This is a genomic window from Mesorhizobium sp. M0938 (assembly GCF_040319125.1).
GTDB classification, from domain to species: domain Bacteria; phylum Pseudomonadota; class Alphaproteobacteria; order Rhizobiales; family Rhizobiaceae; genus Mesorhizobium; species Mesorhizobium robiniae.
In genome coordinates, this window is the sequence record NZ_JAMYNS010000016.1 from 48,414 (window position 1) to 66,653 (window position 18,240).

18 protein-coding genes are annotated in these 18,240 nt (G+C 61.1%); 16 read left to right on the forward strand and 2 right to left on the reverse strand.

Going from position 1 to position 18,240, the window contains the following annotated elements; all coding sequences use genetic code 11:
• Nucleotides 1-8: 8 nt before the first annotated feature.
• The 7 genes from NKH73_RS24650 to NKH73_RS24680 all read left to right on the forward strand — a co-directional run bounded on the left by NKH73_RS24650 (nt 9) and on the right by NKH73_RS24680 (nt 6,752).
• Nucleotides 9-467 (forward strand): YbhB/YbcL family Raf kinase inhibitor-like protein, encoded by a 459-nt coding sequence (locus NKH73_RS24650; protein ID WP_352936981.1) that lies wholly within the window; start codon nt 9-11, stop codon nt 465-467.
• Nucleotides 412-1,260 carry a class II aldolase/adducin family protein gene (locus NKH73_RS24655; RefSeq protein ID WP_352936982.1) on the forward strand — a complete coding sequence of 283 codons (849 nt, stop codon included), beginning with the start codon at nt 412-414 and terminating at the stop codon, nt 1,258-1,260. Before NKH73_RS24650 ends, NKH73_RS24655 begins: the two co-directional genes overlap by 56 nt.
• Before the next feature lie 116 nt (nt 1,261-1,376).
• Nucleotides 1,377-3,005 (forward strand): GMC family oxidoreductase, encoded by a 1,629-nt coding sequence (locus NKH73_RS24660; protein WP_352937054.1) that lies wholly within the window; start codon nt 1,377-1,379, stop codon nt 3,003-3,005.
• Nucleotides 3,002-3,931: a 5-formyl-3-hydroxy-2-methylpyridine 4-carboxylate 5-dehydrogenase gene (gene fhmpcd1, locus NKH73_RS24665; RefSeq protein ID WP_352936983.1), complete on the forward strand. Its 930-nt coding sequence runs from the start codon at nt 3,002-3,004 to the stop codon at nt 3,929-3,931. Before NKH73_RS24660 ends, fhmpcd1 begins: the two co-directional genes overlap by 4 nt.
• 130 nt (nt 3,932-4,061) lie before the next feature.
• Entirely contained in the window at nt 4,062-4,892 is an 831-nt protein-coding gene (locus NKH73_RS24670) for an ABC transporter ATP-binding protein (RefSeq protein WP_352936984.1), read from the forward strand.
• Complete coding sequence (locus NKH73_RS24675; protein ID WP_352936985.1) at nt 4,889-5,704, forward strand: ABC transporter permease; 816 nt, start codon at nt 4,889-4,891, stop codon at nt 5,702-5,704. Before NKH73_RS24670 ends, NKH73_RS24675 begins: the two co-directional genes overlap by 4 nt.
• A gap of 37 nt (nt 5,705-5,741) precedes the next feature.
• Nucleotides 5,742-6,752, forward strand: a complete 1,011-nt coding sequence (locus NKH73_RS24680; protein ID WP_352936986.1) for an ABC transporter substrate-binding protein — start codon at nt 5,742-5,744, stop codon at nt 6,750-6,752.
• 34 nt (nt 6,753-6,786) lie between these two features.
• On the opposite strand, the gene NKH73_RS24685 is transcribed toward NKH73_RS24680, so the two are convergent.
• Nucleotides 6,787-7,212, reverse strand: coding sequence for a hypothetical protein (locus NKH73_RS24685; protein ID WP_352936987.1), 426 nt, complete (start codon nt 7,210-7,212; stop codon nt 6,787-6,789).
• 100 nt (nt 7,213-7,312) lie between these two features.
• Between NKH73_RS24685 and NKH73_RS24690 the strand changes: the two genes are divergently transcribed.
• The 8 genes from NKH73_RS24690 (at nt 7,313) to NKH73_RS24725 (ending at nt 16,064) form a co-directional block, all read left to right on the forward strand.
• Nucleotides 7,313-8,341, forward strand: a complete 1,029-nt coding sequence (locus NKH73_RS24690; protein WP_352936988.1) for a putative B6 ABC transporter substrate-binding protein — start codon at nt 7,313-7,315, stop codon at nt 8,339-8,341.
• 77 nt (nt 8,342-8,418) lie between these two features.
• A complete protein-coding gene (locus NKH73_RS24695) occupies nt 8,419-9,987 on the forward strand; it encodes a putative B6 ABC transporter ATP-binding protein (RefSeq protein WP_352936989.1) in 1,569 nt (522 codons plus the stop codon).
• Nucleotides 9,984-11,081 (forward strand): putative B6 ABC transporter permease subunit 2, encoded by a 1,098-nt coding sequence (locus tag NKH73_RS24700; RefSeq protein WP_352936990.1) that lies wholly within the window; start codon nt 9,984-9,986, stop codon nt 11,079-11,081. The genes NKH73_RS24695 and NKH73_RS24700 overlap by 4 nt, the downstream gene beginning before the upstream one ends.
• A gap of 2 nt (nt 11,082-11,083) precedes the next feature.
• The gene (locus NKH73_RS24705) at nt 11,084-12,019 is read left to right on the forward strand and encodes a putative B6 ABC transporter permease subunit 1 (protein WP_352936991.1); all 936 of its coding nucleotides are present in this window, start codon (nt 11,084-11,086) and stop codon (nt 12,017-12,019) included.
• A 47-nt stretch (nt 12,020-12,066) separates the two neighbouring features.
• Nucleotides 12,067-12,873: a 4-pyridoxolactonase gene (gene pldA, locus NKH73_RS24710; protein WP_352936992.1), complete on the forward strand. Its 807-nt coding sequence runs from the start codon at nt 12,067-12,069 to the stop codon at nt 12,871-12,873.
• A gap of 25 nt (nt 12,874-12,898) precedes the next feature.
• Nucleotides 12,899-14,077 (forward strand): pyridoxamine--pyruvate transaminase, encoded by a 1,179-nt coding sequence (ppaT, locus tag NKH73_RS24715; RefSeq protein ID WP_352937055.1) that lies wholly within the window; start codon nt 12,899-12,901, stop codon nt 14,075-14,077.
• A 38-nt stretch (nt 14,078-14,115) separates the two neighbouring features.
• The gene (gene pldH, locus NKH73_RS24720) at nt 14,116-14,862 is read left to right on the forward strand and encodes a pyridoxal 4-dehydrogenase, SDR-type (protein WP_352936993.1); all 747 of its coding nucleotides are present in this window, start codon (nt 14,116-14,118) and stop codon (nt 14,860-14,862) included.
• A gap of 95 nt (nt 14,863-14,957) precedes the next feature.
• On the forward strand, nt 14,958-16,064 hold the full coding sequence (locus tag NKH73_RS24725) for a DUF6074 family protein (protein ID WP_352936994.1): 1,107 nt from the start codon (nt 14,958-14,960) through the stop codon (nt 16,062-16,064).
• Between the two features lie 452 nt (nt 16,065-16,516).
• On the opposite strand, the gene NKH73_RS24730 is transcribed toward NKH73_RS24725, so the two are convergent.
• Nucleotides 16,517-17,065, reverse strand: coding sequence for a GIY-YIG nuclease family protein (locus tag NKH73_RS24730; RefSeq protein ID WP_352936995.1), 549 nt, complete (start codon nt 17,063-17,065; stop codon nt 16,517-16,519).
• Nucleotides 17,066-17,354: 289 nt separating this feature from the next.
• Here NKH73_RS24730 and NKH73_RS24735 point away from each other — a divergent pair, with 289 nt between their 5' ends.
• Nucleotides 17,355-18,038 (forward strand): hypothetical protein, encoded by a 684-nt coding sequence (locus NKH73_RS24735; RefSeq protein WP_352936996.1) that lies wholly within the window; start codon nt 17,355-17,357, stop codon nt 18,036-18,038.
• The last annotated feature ends 202 nt before the right edge of the window (nt 18,039-18,240 follow it).

Sequence of the window (18,240 nt, forward strand, 5' to 3'; positions counted from 1 at the left end):
AAGTTTCCATGCCCCTGAACATCAAGGACCTCAAAATAACGTCTGGGGATTTCCAGCCGCTCGGCAAATTGCGCGACGAGCATGCCGGCGACAAGGGCAATGTATTGCCCAAACTAAAGGTCAGCGGCGTCCCGGCAGGGACGAAAGAGCTCGCCGTCATCTGCCATGATCCGGACGCGCCATTGCCCAACGGTTTCACGCACTGGGTCGTCTACGGCATCGATCCGTCGACCACCGACCTCTCGGACGCGCAGGAAAAGTTTCGCGTGGGACCCAACGGCGCCGGCGGCATGCAGTATTACGGGCCTCAGCCGCCCGCGGGCCATGGAGAGCATCACTACTACTTCTGGGTCTATGCCCTGAACACTGAGGTCGAAGGGACGCCCACCAGGGAGGAGTTCCTCCAGAAATATGCCGGCAACATCATCGAGCAGAACCGGATCGTCGGCATTTACGAAAACAAGTGAAATTTTCGGCGGCCGCGATCAACAACAAGAACAAGAATCGGTCTGGGCCGCTGAAGTGGGAGAATTGAGAGTGACAAATAACAATTCCGTTCGCCAGAAGGTTTTCGAGGAGCTGGTCACAGCGACGAAAATCCTGTTGTACGAGGGTATCCTGGATACGTTCGGGCACATCAGTGCCCGCGACCCTGAGGATCCGAACAGCTTCTTCCTGGCGCAAAAGCTTGCGCCGAGCCTCATAACGACTGACGACATCCAGCGCTTTAATCTCGAGGGCGAGACTTCGGATAACCGGCCGTCTTATCTGGAACGCTACATCCACAGCGAGATCTACAAGGCCCGGCCGGACGTTCAGTGCGTGTTGCACAGCCATTCTCCGGCTGTCCTGCCATATTGCTTTGTTGATCAGCCGCTGCGGCCGGTCACCCATATGGGGGCATTCATGGGCGAGGCTGTGCCCGTGTACGATATCCGTGACAAGCAGGGTGACGAGACCGACCTTTTCGGTGGCAGCCCCAGCGTCTGTGCGGATATAGCCGAAAGCCTCGGGGACCAGACCGTGGTCCTCATGGCACGCCACGGCGTAGTAAACGTCGGCAGTTCTGTCCGTGAGGTCGTGTTCCGCGCTTTCTATCTTGAGCAGGAAGCCAAGGCGCTCACGGTCGGGCTGCAGATAGGCAAGATAAAATACCTGACACCAGGCGAAGTGAAGACGGCGGGACAACTCGTCGGCAAACAGATCGACCGGGGATGGGACCACTGGTCGGTGCGCCTCAGGCAGGCGGGCCTAGCCTAATGTCGACGGGTCTTTGAAGATCACCTGGAGGATCATGGTCGGTGCCACGATTTTCCAGCCTCAATCCAAGTAGTTCTCTGGCGCCGGAGCGTCAGGTGAAAGCGATAAAGCCTACTATGCCGCACGCGGAAAGCTACGACTACGTCATCGTTGGGGCCGGATCGGCCGGTTGCGTGCTGGCCAACCGGCTGAGCGCTGATCCGAAATGCTCGGTGCTTCTGATCGAGGCCGGCGGTTGGGACCGTGACCCCATGATCCATATCCCGCTTGGCTGGGGCAAGATCCTGACCGAGCGACGCCATGACTGGATGTATTTCTGCGAGCCGGAAGACAATGTCGGCGGGCGCAGGGTCGAGTGCGCGCGCGGCAAAGTCATCGGCGGATCGTCCTCGACCAATGCGATGGCCTATGTCAGGGGAAATCGCGGCGACTACGACCGCTGGGCCGCCAGCGGGCTCCATGACTGGTCGTATGACAAGGTGCTCCCCTACTTCAAGAAGCAGGAAAGCTGGGAAGGCGGAGAAAGCCATTTTCGCGGCGGAGCCGGCCCGGTCAACACCCAGTTCTGCCGTTACAAGGACACGCTGATCGACGCCTTTGCGCAGGCCAGCGTCCAGGCAGGCTATGAGCAGACGGACGACTACAATGGCGAGCTTCAGGAGGGTTTTGGCCGCCTGCAGATGACGATTGCAAAAGGTCGGCGCTCGTCGACCGCATCAGCCTATCTGCGGCCGGTGCTGAAGCGGCCAAACCTGACAGTCCTGACGGAAACGAATGCAACCAAGGTCGTGCTGGAGGGCACGCGCGCCACGGGCGTCACAATCAACCACAAGGGGGGTGAACGCACCATCGTCGCGCGCAAGGAAGTGCTGCTTGCCGGCGGCGTGATCAACACGCCGCAACTCATGATGCTGTCGGGCATAGGCGCCCAGGACGAGCTTGCTGCTCACGGTATACAGACGAGGGTCAACCTGCCCGGGGTCGGCAAGAACCTGCAGGATCACGTCTCGGTCATTCTGATGTACCGGCGCCGGACTCCAGGCCCCTTCCTGCGCAACATGCGCGCCGACCGCATCGGGCTCGATTTCCTCAAGACATACCTCACCGGACGAGGTTTTTCGGCGGATGTGCCCGGCGGGGTCGTCGCCTTCCTGAAGAGCGGTCCGGCGCGACCGTTGCCGGATGTGCAACTGCTCTTCACGGCGGCTCCGCTCGCAGCATGGCCATATCTCAAGCCGTTCAAGGCACCGTTTACCGACGGCTTCGCAACGCGGATCGTGGCGACACAGCCTGAAAGCCGGGGGGCGGTGAAACTGGCATCGGCCGATCCTTCCGCGGCGCCTCTGATCCACCAGAATTTCCTGGCCTCGCCGAAGGATTGGGAATCCCTCAGGGCCGGCTTCCGGGTCGCAAGAGATCTCGCGGCGCAGCCCTCCATGCAGCCCTTCATCGAGGCGGAGTTTTTTCCCGGCCCGAACTGTCAGAGCGACGACGAGATCGACGAGCATATCCGCCGGACCTCCATCACCGTGCATCATCCGGCCGGGACCTGCCGGATGGGGGTCGATGCAGCCTCGGTCGTTGACCCGGAATTGCGCGTTCGCGGCCTCCAAGGTCTCAGAGTGGTGGACGCTTCCGTCATGCCCGACCTGGTCTGCGGAAACATCAATGCGGCAGTGATCATGATCGCCGAGAAAGCCGCCGACCTCATCGCGAGCTCAAAAGAAAGCGGGGCAGTGCAATGATCCGACGTATCGCCGTCATCGGTCTGGGGACGATGGGACCGGGCATGGCCGCCCGGCTCGCCAGAGGCGGTCTGCAGGTCGTCGCCTACGACGTTGCCCCGGCAGCGATCGAGCGCGCGCGATCCATGCTGAGCGTGGCCGAAACCGTTCTCGACGCGCTGGACATCGCGCCTCCACCGGCCGGCGTTGGGACCGTTCGATTCACGGACGACGTCGCCGACGCGGTGTCCGGCGCCGACCTGGTCATCGAGAACGTTCCTGAAAACATTTCGGTGAAGGCCGATGTCTATCGCACGATCGACGGGCTGATAGCATCCGACACGATCGTCGCGTCCGACACGTCGGGTATCCCGATCACCAAGCTGCAGGAGCATATATCGCATCCCGAGCGGATGGTGGGCATGCACTGGTCGAACCCGCCACACATCATCCCGATGATCGAGGTGATCGCCGGCGAGAAGTCCGCGCCGCAAACCGTGGCGACGATCCGCGACCTGATCCGCTCCATCGGCTTGCTGCCGGTGGTGGTGAAGAAGGACGTACCGGGCTTCGTCGAAAACCGAGTCCTCTATGCACTGCTGCGTGAGGCGGTCGACCTGGTCGAGCGCGGCGTCATCGATCCGGAAGATCTCGACACCTGCGTCTCGTGGGGCATTGGCTACAAAATCGCCGTTATCGGGCCTATGGCGCTGCTCGATATGGCGGGCCTGGATATTTACAAATCCGTCTCGTCCTTCCTCAACGCCGATCTTTCCAATCGCGACGATGTCGCGCCGATGGTGTTGGAAAAAACGGAAGCGTCGAAGTTCGGCATCAAGTCGGGCGAGGGCATGTTCTCCTATACGCCCGAGCAGACCAAGGCGCTGCAGAGCGAACGGGCGCGCAAACTCGTTGCGGTGCGGCGCATCCTGGAAGGCCGGGAGTAGGCGGTGATACATCGTTCTCACAGGGTCAGCAGGGCTGGGGAGGTAGCCACGGCGGCCATCCGCGCCATGAGTGCCTTTCCGGATCGAACGGTCCGGCCACGGCTGACGGCAGCGAATGGAGCGGCAAGCCATGCGCATTGAAACCATTCGAGCAGCCGACGGCCTGCCGTCCCGTATCCGCCATGACGACCTGATTTCGGCCAAGGGCGTTTCGGTGGTCTTGGCCAGGCAGCAGGTTCTGCAGAATATCGATCTTTCAGTACCGGAAGGGTCGTTTGTCTCGCTTATCGGTCCTTCCGGGTGCGGCAAGAGCACGTTGCTCAAGGTTCTGGCCGGGCTTGCAAATCCGACAAGCGGCAGCGTTTCGATCGCCGGGCTTTCGCCGGTGGAGGCGGCGCGCAAGCGCATGATCGGCCTCGTCTTCCAGGACGCCAACCTGCTTCCCTGGAAGAATGCCGTCGACAACGCATCGATGCTGCTCAGCATTGCTGACAAGTCGCTCTCACGCGCCGAGTTGCGGGCGCGCGGCCAGGAGATGCTGGAACTGGTGGGCTTGGCCGACAGCGCTCACAAGCGCCCGCATGAATTGTCCGGCGGCATGCGCCAGCGCGTCGCCATTGCACGCGCATTGGCGCTCGATCCGGCTGTGCTGCTGATGGACGAGCCATTCGGCGCGCTCGACGCCATTACCAGGGATTCGATGGGCCAATCGCTGCTGGAGATCTGGCAGCGCACCGGCAAGACCATCGTGCTCGTCACCCACTCAATCGACGAGGCCATTCATTTGTCCCTCCATGTCCATGTTATGGGGATCAAGCCGGGGCGGATCACCGAGAGCCTCGACATTGAGCTGCCCTATCCGCGCGATCTGTCGGTGACGGAGGATCCAGAGTTCGTCAGGCTGGCGGTTCAGCTGCGGACGATGTTGCGCGCCAGCCATCAACCGGGAGGCGTGTCGTGAGCGATCAACCCATCACCAATTTCGCGCAGTCGCGGCTGGCCTCAGGCTGGAGTGCGGCGACAGCCAGCTGGCTTCCGGCGGTCATCCTTCTGCTGGCGACGATCATGGTGTGGGAAGCTGCGGTGCGGATCTTCGCCATATCCGCCTTCATCATTCCCGCCCCGTCCGAGATCGCGCGATCACTGGTCGCGCAATGGGGAACGCTGATGCAAGCGACATTGGTGACGGCGGGCGAGATCCTGTTCGGTTTCCTTGTCTCCGTCGTGGTCGGCATCGCCATCGCACTGATCATCGTGCGCTTCGACTGGCTGGGGCGAGCGCTTTATCCGCTGGTGGTGCTGTTCCAGAATGTGCCGAAGGTGGCACTGGCGCCGATCTTCATCCTTTGGTTCGGCTACGGGCTCGCGCCCAAGATCGGGCTGATCCTCGTCATCGCCTTCTTTCCGGTGACGCTGTCGATGCTGGCGGGCATGCAGTCGGTCGATCGCTCGCTGCTGTCGCTCATGAATTCGGTCGGCGCCAGCCAGACGCAGATCCTGTTCAGGATCCGTGTACCGCATTCGCTGCCGAACCTGATGGCCGGAACCAAGATCGCTGCGACGCTCAGCGTCATCGGCGCCATCGTTGGCGAATTCGCCGGCGCCTCGGATGGGCTCGGCTACGTCATCCAGTTCGCCTCGACCCAACTCGACACCGCGCTGGTCTTTGCGGCCCTGTTCCTCGTTTCGGTGCTGGGCATCGCCTTCTACTACGCAGCCGAAATTCTCGAACGCATCGTGGTGCCGTGGGCACCGAAATTCAGCCAGTCCTAGTTTTCTGGGACAGTCAAAGTCAGGAAGGATCGATCGAATGCTGAGACGCTCACTGATCAAGGCAGCCACGTTTGTAGCCTTTGCCGGCGCGGTCGGCTTCTCCGGCGTGGCGCTGGCGAAAGACACCGTCAACGTCCAGCTCGACTGGGTGGTGCGCGGCAATCACGCCATGTTCTTCGTCGGCAAGGAAAAGGGCTTCTTCGCCAAGAACGACATCGAGGTGGCCGAGATCCGGAAGGGCTCCGGCTCGCCGGACGCCATGCGGTTGGTGGGCAACGAGAACGCGGATTTCGGTTTCGGCGATCTTCCAACCCTCGCCGTCGCGCGGTCGCAGAATGTCCCGGTGGTGGCGTTGACGGCCGTCAACCAGCATTCGCCGCTGGCGATCATCTCGCTCGCCAAGACGGTGAAGCTCACCAAGCCGGCCGATCTCAAAGGTCTTACAATCGGCATTCATCCGGCCGGCTCAACCTACATCTTCTTCAGGGGCTTCCTGGCGGCCAACGGTCTGACCGAGAAGGACATGACGCTGAACAGCGTATCACCACCCTACGAAAGCTACCTGCTTCTGGGCCGGGTCCAGACCGTCGTCGGCTATGTCGACGCCGAGGTTCCCGAGCTGGAGGCCAAGGCCGGCGGTCCAGGCTCGCTCAGCATCATGATGGGCGCCGATTTCGGCTGGAAGGCCTACGGTTCCGGGCTGTTCACCTCGCAGAAGATGATCGAAGACAAGCCCGAAATCGTGGCCCGCTTCGTCAAGGCGTACAGGGAGGCGTTCGACTATGTCGTTGCGCACCCCGAAGAGGCAGCCGAGATCACTGCCAAGGCTGTACCCGGTTACGCGGACAAGAAGGACGTGCTGTTGGCGCAGATCAACGCCGATATCGCGTCGACCTTCACCAGTCCGGACACCAAGGAACACGGCCTTGGCTGGATGACGAAGACGCAGTGGGAGGAAACGCTGAAGACCCTTACCGTCCAGGGCGTGCTCAAGTCGCCTCTGTCCGCGGACGACGTCTTCACCGATAAATTCCTGGCGAAGGAATAGGCGCGGTGCCCCGGTCGGACGGATCAATGCCTGGCTACCTGCACACCAGCCTGTCCTCGGCCATGCTGCAGGACACGTTGCGCATGCCCTTGGTCGCGTCGGTGCGGTCGAGCGTGATCTGCACGCGGGTCGCGTACGCCCGGCCTGAGAGACCGCACCATAGCCGCTCGACCGGCAGGTTCTCGCGTTTGTCGTTGAGAATGGTGAAGGTGCCGGTCTTGGCGTCGAACCAGAGTTCGATGCGAGCGCTGGTGCCCGGCTCGACCGTCGCGATCCCGGCCGAATACCAGTGGGCCAAGTCGGCATTGCAAGACAACCCATCATTGCCCGCATTCGAAATACTTAACGGCACCATGTCGAGCCCTTCGGTGCCGGTGCGGACGATGACATCGTGCAACTCGACGGCGTTGGCGAAGGACGTGAACGCCAGCGCCGCCGGAAGGAGATAACGGATCTTCACTTTGCCTGAGCTCCATAGGGTGAATTTATCAGGCAGTCTATCTCGCTTATGCGCAATAACAATAAGAATATTGGTTCGTCAATCAAACAGAGAGGGTAACATGTTTAAGCTTCTGAAAAGCAGTGTAGGTGCAGTTATATTGAGTGGCGCCTTGATGGGCAGCGCGCTTGCTGGCGAAGTCAAATCGATCGCTATCCTGACGCCTGAAGAAGGCACCGACTACGGTTGGAACCAGCAGGGCATCGATGCCGCCAACGCGGCCGGCAAGGCCGCCGGCGTCGAAGTGGTCGTGGCCCAGGGCCTCGGCTATGGCGATGTTCGTCCCACGTTGCGGGAACTGGCGTCCGACGGCGCCAGCCTGCTGATCGCCCACGCCAGCGGTTACAACACCTCGGCGCCTGAGATCGCCAAGGAGTTGAAGGTTCCGGTGGCGATCGTCGATACACCGACCGGCCTGGAGAAGGGTCTCGTCGCCGACTACACGCTGAGTGGTCACGAGGGCGCATATCTCGCCGGCTGTCTCGCCGCCAAGACGTCGCGCTCCAAGTCGGTCGGCATCGTCGTTTCGGGCGAACCGCCTTCGTGGAATTCGCAGTCGGCGGCGTTCGCGCAAGGCGTGAAGGCGGAGAACCCCGACGTCAAGATCACTTATGCGGTGATCGGTCCGGCCGCCTACAGCGATGCGGCCGGGGGCAAGCGCGTTACCGAAAGCGTGATCGCCTCCGGCGCCGACATCATCTTCGGCCAAGGCAACGGTTCGAGCTTCGGCATGCTGCAGGCGGTTGAGACAACCAAGGCGGCTGACGGCGGCAAGGTCTATTTCATCGACGTCATCGGCGACAAGTCGCCGATCGACAAGGGCTTCCTGCTGTCGTCGGTGGTATGGAACATCGAGCCGGTCTACGCGGCGATGATCGCCGATCTCAAGGCCGACACGTTCGGAACCAAGAACTACACGATCGGCCTCAAGGACGACTCGGTCAAGCTGCTGAAGACCGCTGCGATCCCGGATGATGTCTGGAAGGATATCCAGGCCCTGCGCGAAGACGTCATTTCCGGCAAGATCAAGGTCGACCCGATCTATGACGCGACCGCCGTCAGGGCGCTGATGACAAGCGTCGCCCAGTAAGGCGAGCACAGGTCATCTGCCGGAGGGGCGAGCGATCGCCCCTCCGGAAGTTTCCCGTTTCTCAGGACTGGGCCTTCATGAGCAGTGTTTCCTCATCGTCCCTCGACAATCGCGACATCGTCGCGCTCGAAGGCGTGACCAAACGCTTTCCCGGCATTGTCGCCAATGAAAGCATCGACCTGTCGATCCGTCCCGGGGAGGTGCATGTACTTCTCGGCGAGAACGGCGCGGGGAAATCCACCTTGATAGGCATGCTGTCTGGACTGCAGCAGCCGGACGAAGGACGCATACTGGTCGACGGCCAGCCGACGCCGATCACCTCGCCGCGTCATGCGCTGGCGCTGGGCATCGGCACGGTGTTCCAGCACATGATGCTGGTACCGACGCTGACGGTGGCGGAAAACCTTCTGCTTGGCGGACCGTGGTGGCAGCGCCCCAGGACCGAGGAGCTTGAGGCGCGCGTGGCCGAGATCACCCGCAGTCTGGGCATCACGGTCAAACTGCATGCCAAGGTGTCGGAGCTTTCGCTGGGCGAGCAGCAGCAGGTCGAAATCCTGCGCGCCGTGGTGCGCAATAGCCGCTTGCTGATCCTTGACGAATCCACCTCGATGCTGACGCCAAAAGGCATCGACGAGCTGGGCGCGCTGATGCGCCGACTTGTCGAACAAGGGCTGGCGATCGTCTTCATCACCCACAAGCTCAAGGAGGCGGCGGCTTTCGGCGACCGCATCTCGGTGCTCAAGCTCGGTCGCAAGGTCGGGGAGATCCCGCCAGAGCGGTTTCGCGCGCTGGGCGAACAGGAGATCATCTCGGAGATCGTGGAATTGATGTTCGGCAAGCAGAAGAATGATCCGGAAGCCGTCGAGCGTCCGATCCGAACGGTCCGAGCCGAAGCGCCTGCGCTGCTTCAGGTTACCGATTTGGCGGTCGCGCCGACGGACAACGCACCTGGCCTGTCGTCGATCTCGTTCGACATTCGCCCGGGCGAGATCCTAGGCATAGCCGGCATCGACGGCAACGGCCAGAAGCAGCTGGCGGAAGCAATAGCCGGCCAGCGCGCGGTGACCGGCGGCTACGTGCGGCTGGAGGGCGCTGCCATCGAAACCTTGAGCGTTGGCGAACGCCGCCGGCGCGGCCTTCGCTACTTGACCGACGACCGGCTGGGCGAGGGCACTGTCGGCACCTTCCCTGTCTCGATCAACTTCTTTCTCAAGCAGGTCGGCGAGGCCCCGTTCTGGCGCAAGGGCGTCGAGCAGCGCGCTGAGATCGACAAGCGCGCCGGCCAGCTCGTGCGCGACTATGATGTGCGCACGCCGAGCCTCAAAACGCCCGTGGCGCGGCTGTCCGGGGGCAACATCCAGAAGGTGCTTCTGGCACGAGAACTCGCTGAAGGCGCAAAGGTGGTGATCTTCAACAAGCCGACCCATGGGCTCGACCTCGCCAACACGCTGGCCTCACGCCAGCGCATCCGCGACACGGCGGCACGCGGCCTTGCCGTGCTGCTGATCTCCATCGACCTCGAGGAACTGCTTGGCATGTGCGACCGCATCGGCGTCATTGCCAATGGGGCGTTGATAGGCATCGTCGAGAATGCCGACGATACGCGCACCAAGGTTGGTCGCCTGATGATCGGACTTGCCGCATGAGCATCGATACCGCACCCCCGGTCAATGCTACCGCGCTCGAAGCGACCAGCGGGGCGGCCACGCGTCGCGACATCCTGCACCGGCTGCTGATGACGCTCGGTCCGATCCTTATCGCTCTGGTGATAGCTGGCTGTATCCTGCTTGCAGTCGGCGTCAACCCGCTCGCCTATTATGGCTTTGTGCTGGAGAAAGGATTGTTCTCACCGCTCGGCATCCAGCAGACGCTGACGCGCATGGCGCCGCTCCTGTTCCTTGCCGCCGGCCTGATCGTGGCCTTTCGCGCCGGCATGTGGAACCTGGGCGGCGACGGCCAATTCCTGCTCGGCGCGGTGACGGCGGCCGCCTGCGCTCCCGTGTTCGTTCAGATCATGCCGGGCTGGCTGGCGCTGACCTGCTCTTTCCTCATAGCCATGGCGGTGGCTATGATCTGGTCGCTGGTGCCGGCTCTGCTGCGCGCCTACCAGGGCGTCAACGAGATCATCACTACTCTGATGATGACGTTCCTTGGCACCTCGCTTGCCAATGTTCTGGTCAAGCTGGTGTTTCGCGATTCGAACACGACCGTGCCGCAGACCCGTACGCTGCCCGTGGAGGACCGGCTGCCGCGCCTGTTCGAGACGACCATCACCAGTGGCCTGCTGCTTGGGCTGGCGGCGATCATCATCGTACATCTGGTGATGACCCGTACGGCGTTCGGGCTGAAGCTGAGGATCGTCGGCGCCAATCCGCGCGCCGCGGTCCATTCGGGGCTCAACGTCCCCGGCCTGACGGTTGCTGTCTTCGCCATTTCGGCTGGGCTGGCCGGGCTTGCCGGCGCTGTCGATATCATCGGGGTCCAGGGCAATGTCCGGGCCGACTGGAATCCCGCCTACGGGCTCGCCGTCATTCCTGCCGTGTTTCTCGCCCGCATGAACGGCTTTGCCGCGATCGGCTTCGTGTTCCTGCTTTCGGTGCTGTCGATAGGCGGCGAGAGCGCGGCGCGCAGGCTTGGCGTGCCCAATCATTTCACGCTGGTGCTGGTTTCCATCGTGCTGATCGTGCTCGCGCTCGCCGAATATTTCGATCATCGATATAGCCAGTCGCGGAGGGCCTAGGCATGACCGGACTCTTCAGCGAAGTCTTCCTCAGCGCGCTGCTGTTCGGCGCCGTCACCGCGGCGATCCCGCTGCTGCTTGCCGGGCTTGGCGAGCAGATCTCCGAGAAGGCGGGTGTGCTCAATATCGGCATAGAAGGGATGATGCTGGCCGGCGCCTATCTCGGCTTCGTCGGCGCCTTCTATTCGGGCTCGCTGTGGCTGGGCTTTCTCACCGGTGCCGCCGGCGGCGGCGCGGTAGCGCTTGTCATGGCACTGCTTTGCGTGCGCATCGGGCTGAACCAGATCGTCATCGGCATCGCGTTGACCCTGGGGCTGGAAGGTCTGACGGCACTGCTCCACCACTTCCAGTTTTCACGCAGCTATCCGCGCCTGCCGGCGGCGGATGCAACCGTCATTCCACTGCTTTCGAAGATCCCGGTGATCGGGCCAGCATTCTTCCAACATCATCTGATCGTGTATCTCGCGGTCGCGCTGGTTTTTGGCATGGCTTATGTCTACCGACGCACGCAGTTGGGGCTCAACCTGCAGGCGGCGGGCGACAAGCCGGCCGCGCTCGATGTCGCCGGCATCGACGTCGTGCGAACCCGTACTGTCGCCGTGTTGACCACCGGAGCGCTGGCCGGGCTCGGCGGCGCCTATCTCGCTGATGTCGGGGCCGGGCTGTTCATTCCTTTCATCACCAATGGCGCGGGCTTTCTCGGCATTGTGCTCGCCATGCTGGCGCGCGGTCGCCCGATCTGGGTGCTGTTCGGCGCGTTGCTGTTCGGCGTGTGCCTGTCGCTGACGACGGCCATGCAGGTCGCCGGAATCAACATACCGACCGACATCATCCAGATGCTGCCGTTCCTGGCCGTGATGATCATGCTGGTGCTGTTTGGCCGGCGCGCCAGCCTGCCGGCGGCGCTTGGCATTCCATACGAGCGCGGTGCGCGCTGACCACGATTTCATGCGCGGACGGGACCCGCGCCAAATAGGAGGAAAGAATGTCGGATACCAAGGTCTACCTGCTCGACGGCGGCTCGCTCGTCCTCGATGGATATCATGTGTTCTGGAACCGGGGTCCTGGCGGCGAAGTGCGCTTCCCCGTCTACTCGATCCTGATCGAACATGCCGAGGGTCGGTTTCTGATCGACACCGGCTACGACTACGACCACGTGATGAAAGTGTTGCCGTTCGAAAAGCCTATCCAGGAAAAGCACCAGACCGTTCCCGGCGCGCTGGCGCTGCTTGGGCTTGAGCCGAAGGACATCGACGTCGTCGTCAACTCGCATTTCCACTTCGACCATTGCGGCGGCAACAAGTATTTTCCGCATGCCAAGAAGATCTGCCACCGGACCGAGGTACCGCAAGCCTGCAATCCCGAACCTTTCGAGCATCTCGGCTACTCCGATCTGAGCTTTTCGGCGGAGGCCGCCGAAGCCCGTGGCGCGACAGCACAATTGCTTGCGGGAACGACGCGGGCGAATTCGACCTTCGAAGGCGTCGATGGCGACGTCGACCTTGCCAAGGGCGTCCGGCTGATCTCGACGCCGGGTCATTCGATCGGCCACTACAGCCTGCTGGTCGAGTTTCCCAAGCGCAAGCCGATAATGTTCACGATCGATGCAGCCTATACGCAGAAAAGCCTCGAGACCCTGTGCCAGGCGGCCTTTCACATCGACCCCGTGGCAGGCGTCAATTCGATGCGCAAGGTGAAGAAGTTGGCCGAGGACCATGGCGCCGAGCTGATGTACTCGCACGACATGGAGAATTTCAAAACCTACAGGATAGGCACGCAATTCTACGGCTGATCGCCGTCAATCGGGAGACAAGATGATGCGCTATCTCGAACACGCCGATCCGGTCATCACTTTGACAGCGGGGCCGGTGAACGCCTATGCCGAAGTGCTGCGCGGCCTCGGTCGCACGGTGCTCTACGATTACGACCCCGCGTTCCAGCTTTTCTACGAGAACGTGGTCGACAAGGCGCAGAAGGCGATGCGCCTGTCGAACAAACCGGTCATCCTGCATGGCGAGCCGGTGCTGGGCCTCGAAGCCGCCGCAGCCTCGCTTATCGCTCCCGACGATGTTGTGCTCAACCTGGCGTCCGGAGTCTACGGCAAGGGGTTTGGCTATTGGGCAAAGCGCTATTCGCCACATCTCATCGAGATCGAGGTGCCCTACAATGAGGCGATCGATCCGCAGGCGGTTAAGGCAATGCTGGAAGCGCATCCCGAAATCACCGTCGTTTCCGTCTGTCACCACGACACGCCGTCCGGCACCATCAATCCGATCGACGAGATTGGTGCGCTGGTGTCTGCGCATGGCGGCTATCTCATCGTCGATGCCGTCTCGTCCTTTGGCGGCATGAAGACGCATCCGCAGGATTGCAGTGCCGACATCTACGTCACCGGCCCGAACAAATGCCTGGGCGCGCCGCCCGGTCTCACGATGATGGGTATCAGCGAGCGAGGCTGGGCCAAGATGAAGGCGAATCCCCTGGCGCCGCGCGCATCGATGCTGAGCATCGTCGACTGGGAAAAGGCATGGTCGAGGGACGCGCCGTTTCCATTCACGCCGTCGGTATCGGAGATCAACGGGCTCGATGTCGCGCTCGACCTCTACCTCAACGAGGGACCGGAGGCGGTGTGGGCGCGCCACGCGCTCACTGCCAAGGCCATGCGCGCGGGAGTCGCCGCGATGGGCCTGTCGATTTGGCCCGCCAGCGACAGCATCGCGTCACCGACCACGACCGCCGTGCGCACGCCCGAAGGCGTCGACGAAAAGGCACTTCGCCAAGCCGCGCGTGCCCGCTATGGCGTGGTTTTTTCGTCTGGGCGCGGCGAAACTTTGGGAAAGCTGACACGCATCGGCCACATGGGCCCGACCGCCCAGCCGATCTATGCAATCGCGGCGCTTACGGCACTTGGCGGTGCCATGAACGCGGCCGGCCAAAAACTAGCGATCGGCGAAGGCATCGATGCGGCGGTGGCCGTGATCGATGCCGACGCCTGAATAGACACCACCAGATCACGGAACGAGGGAGCATTTTCATGACTGAGCGGCTCGCAGGAAAGACGGCGCTGGTTACGGGCGCCGCGCAGGGTATCGGCAAGGCGATCGCAGTGCGGCTTGCCGCCGACGGGGCAATCGTCATCCTCAGCGACATCAATGCCGAAGGCGCCAAGGGCGCGGCCGCGACCATAGGCGGAAAGGCGAGGGCGATCACCGCCGACATTTCCGACCCGTCATCGGTGAAGGCACTGTTCGCCGAAATCCAGGCCCTGACCGGAGGCATCGATATTCTGGTCAACAACGCAAGCATTGTGCCCTTCATCGCCTGGGACGATGTCGATCTCGACCATTGGCGCAAAATTATCGACGTCAATCTGACCGGCACCTTCATCGTCAGCCGCGCCGGCACCGACCAGATGCGTGCGGCGGGCAAGGCCGGACGGGTGATCAACATCGCATCGAACACCTTCTTTGCCGGCACGCCGAACATGGCGGCCTATGTCGCGGCCAAGGGCGGCGTCATCGGCTTCACCAGGGCGCTCGCCACCGAACTTGGCAAATATGGCATCACCGCCAATGCGGTGACGCCTGGTCTGATCGAGAGCGACGGCGTCAAGGTAAGCCCGCACAACGAGGCGTTCGGTTTCGTCGAGATGCTGCAGGCCGTAAAGGGCAGGGGACAGCCCGAGCATATTGCGGACGTTGTGTCATTTCTTGCCTCGGACGATGCGCGCTGGATGACGGGCCAGACGATCAACGTTGATGCAGGAATGGTCCGATATTAGGTCGTGACTCATAGGCGCGCAGCCACAGTCGGATTGAGGCGAGTTGGACCATAGCGAGGAAGTTGACTCGCGAGCTTGTCATAGCGGGTTGCGTTGTGAACCGGGTTGGCAAAGTCCGCGATGTGGCCGGCAAGATGCTGGCGAAGACAACTGATCGACATGCTGAAAGCTATCGCGACCAGGTCACGTTGGCGCTGCTCAATCCTCTGACCCGTCTTGGGGTCTCTGAATACGAGCAGGCAGCTCGGCGCGTTCTGGTCGGCCGTCCAAGTCGAGATGATCAGGCAGTCCTATCGTGGCAGTCAGCCTGGCGGGACCGCTGCGTGACCCGTGCGAACTGTGTCCGTGCTGCCGGGATCGATCTTCGTCAGCCGCGATCTCGCCTCGATGACGCGCCGTTGCGCAGCCCGTATTCTGCTGCACAGCGCGATATTGATACCGACACCGCAGTCTTCATCCAGCATCTCGTTCGCACGCTCGAGGGAGCGCTCCGCCCGGTTAAGCCGCTGTCGGGCTTTCGCCAGTTCCATATCCAACAGTTCCATGATTCCGAATCCATTGCGGTCCCTTCGGTTGGTAAACCGCTTGTGGTCGCCGTTGGTTCCGCCTGTCGCGAGCATGGAGCCCAGACGGTCGATGTGGCTGGAACAGTTCTGGAGCGAGTGGTCGCGCCACTGGACCCAAGGTCGCGACGAATGAAACGCCGGCGCAATTCAACCCGCGCTACGTCCTTCAAAGCTGGGGGAATCGATTTTTACCAAGCGGTCTGCGGCCTCGACCGCAATTCGCATCCTGCTGCGCAGCGCGAGATTCTCGGCCAGCATTTCTTCAGTGCGTTGAAGCGCGAGCTCGGTCCGGTGGATGCGCTGCCTGGCATTGGCAACTTCGGATGTCAAAATATCGGCCGCTATCCCGTGGCCCCGGGGTTCCATAGTGTCCATGGGTTTTCTAACACATTGGCGCCGACATGGTTCCCTGATGTCGTGCGGAACGGGTGTCGCAGTTCCTCTATCAGTGGGGGCGAAGCCCCTGCTATGTTCAAGCGTTTCCTCTGCGCGCGATGGCCCATGGTTCTGCTGCTGCGCTCATCTTCGGAGCGTTCCAGTGGAGCTCGGTTTAGTCTGCTCCGGCGCATTCGAAGCAGCCGGCGACAGGAACCCATGGAAATCTACGGTACCCGTTTGCAACATGGCGCGACATGAACACCGGCCGTTGCTGCAACCAAGTATCCCGCAAAAAACCCCTTCGGGCCAAAAGTGTTACCTATGTCTCCGGTATAAACCGTAACCTATGTGTCCAGAATGGACCGGAAAGGAATGGTGCCCAGAGGCGGAATCCAAGTGAAAAAAATCCCGTTTTCCTTTCAGAGACTTATACGAAGGCTAGTCGCATCTGCTACCAACAGAAATACCAACAAAATATTTCTGTGGATTGGTTCGGTTCCTGCTATTTCTCTCAATGGCTCGCACCTGCACCTTGTCTCTTCCGGTTCGGTCTAGATCCTTCTTGGGTTATTTATCATCATGCAGGGGGTCGAGTGAAGACCACGGCTGCCCAAGACCACTCAATGAGAACGGATGCCCGCTTGCGGCCCAAATGCGCCTGATGTCGGTCGTTCATTCGCTGTGCAAATGGTCCCAAAAGCCGCCGTCGGTTAAGCTAACCCGCTACGTCGCGCCTTACTTGCACGCCCTACTTTCAAGCGCTCTTCGTACTCCTTCCAAGCCATATAGTCTTCCTCGTTGTCAAAATCGGGCTGTGAGAAATCGGTGAGTTCATCGCAGCTTAAACAGTGAAACATCTGCGATGCGTCCTGAAAGTGCATGCCGCACAAGCAGCCACAAAACGGGCAGCACTCTTCAAGCTCGAGGTTGCTCCAGTCCCAGACGCCGAGATATTCAGGTACGCCGTCACGATCGTGACCGACGACTTCAAAGGCATCTGCATTCTTTTCGACGAAACCCTTGATGCCCGCGCGTTTCAGATCCTCGAGAATGTCGGCGGGTTGAAGGTAGAACCACTCTCTGGCGCTACTCCCTCCATGCCGGCCAATGTTATGCGCTGCATATTTCTCGTGGAGCCGCCTTTCCGTTTCGGCCTCATTCTCCGCTTCGATCCACCCCACTACCTTTAGCGGGCGCGAGTTGCCGGTCTGTAAGGCACCTCGACGACCTCTAAGGTTCGTCGCGCGACCGATCTTCATCCGCCGTTATTCTCCTCGAGGATGAAATAAATGGGCATCGCTAATCGCCTCCCATGTCAAACAAGCTACGCGGCTCTTACGCACTCACATGTCAGACGTTAAGGTAGAATTTTCGTGCGCCCCGAAAATCGGCGGGGTATGCCCATCCTCTATCCGGCCGCCGCGCTTCACCATTCAATAGGCCGGACTGCAGGGGTCAGCGTGTAGGGTGTGCGCAGATATTGCATCCTGACTGCGAGATCCAACGATTTATGATAGTATTCCCGAAACGTCGCTGGCGGGCCGGGGAATGAGTTATGACTACGATGAGCGTAAGTGGTTTTTTGAACGCCGTACTGACAAGACGATAATTAGTAAACGTATTCCTGGAATGGCTCCCGGCCAGCATCTGCGTATCGCTACACACATGGTAGAAGGAGAGGCCGGCCTCGTATTTGGAACGATAAAGGACGAAGTCGTCCTCCGCCGAACGCCGGCCGGAAGATACGAGCTAAAGGCCACGTTCCTTGAGGACGATCGATCGATCTCATCGCTGACTATTCAGAAACATCTTAGTCGGACAGGACCGCACGATAAGCAGCATTTCACGCTGGTCGGGCCGGAGATCAACACGCTGATCGGGTTCCTCGCAGGCCTTGTGACCATACCGCTCGACGACGCGTCAAAGGTTCACGTATCGGGTGATGTGGTGCGCGACCTGGTGCTTAACCAGGCGCAAGCACGTCGCATCTTCGAGAAGAATTCCGACGTTTTCCTCGAACTGGCCCAGAACGTGGAAGTGGCAAGAGATTTGGTTGCACTCGGATATCGCCGAAAGCAGCTCGCTCACTTCGATCGACTGCTTAACGACAACGCATTCTTCTCCGCAGAACGGCAACGGCTCGGGTGCCGACCGGAAGACGTGTGGCAACGCTTCTTCGAGGCCAACACATGGATATTTCGGTACGGCCTGTCGTACCAGCTTCTTTCTTAGCTTAACGAGAGGAAACTGGAACAGATTGTGCGCGGTAACACGCTTGATGGCGCTGGAAAACGCGTCGATGGATTAATGAAGACGCGCGCATTATCGGTTCACTGTGTTTTGTGGAGATCAAGCGGCACGACACGCCGCTTCTGGCTTCTTCGCGCTATCGCCCGGATACTTGGCAGCCTTCGTCCTTTTGACGCCCAGCTCC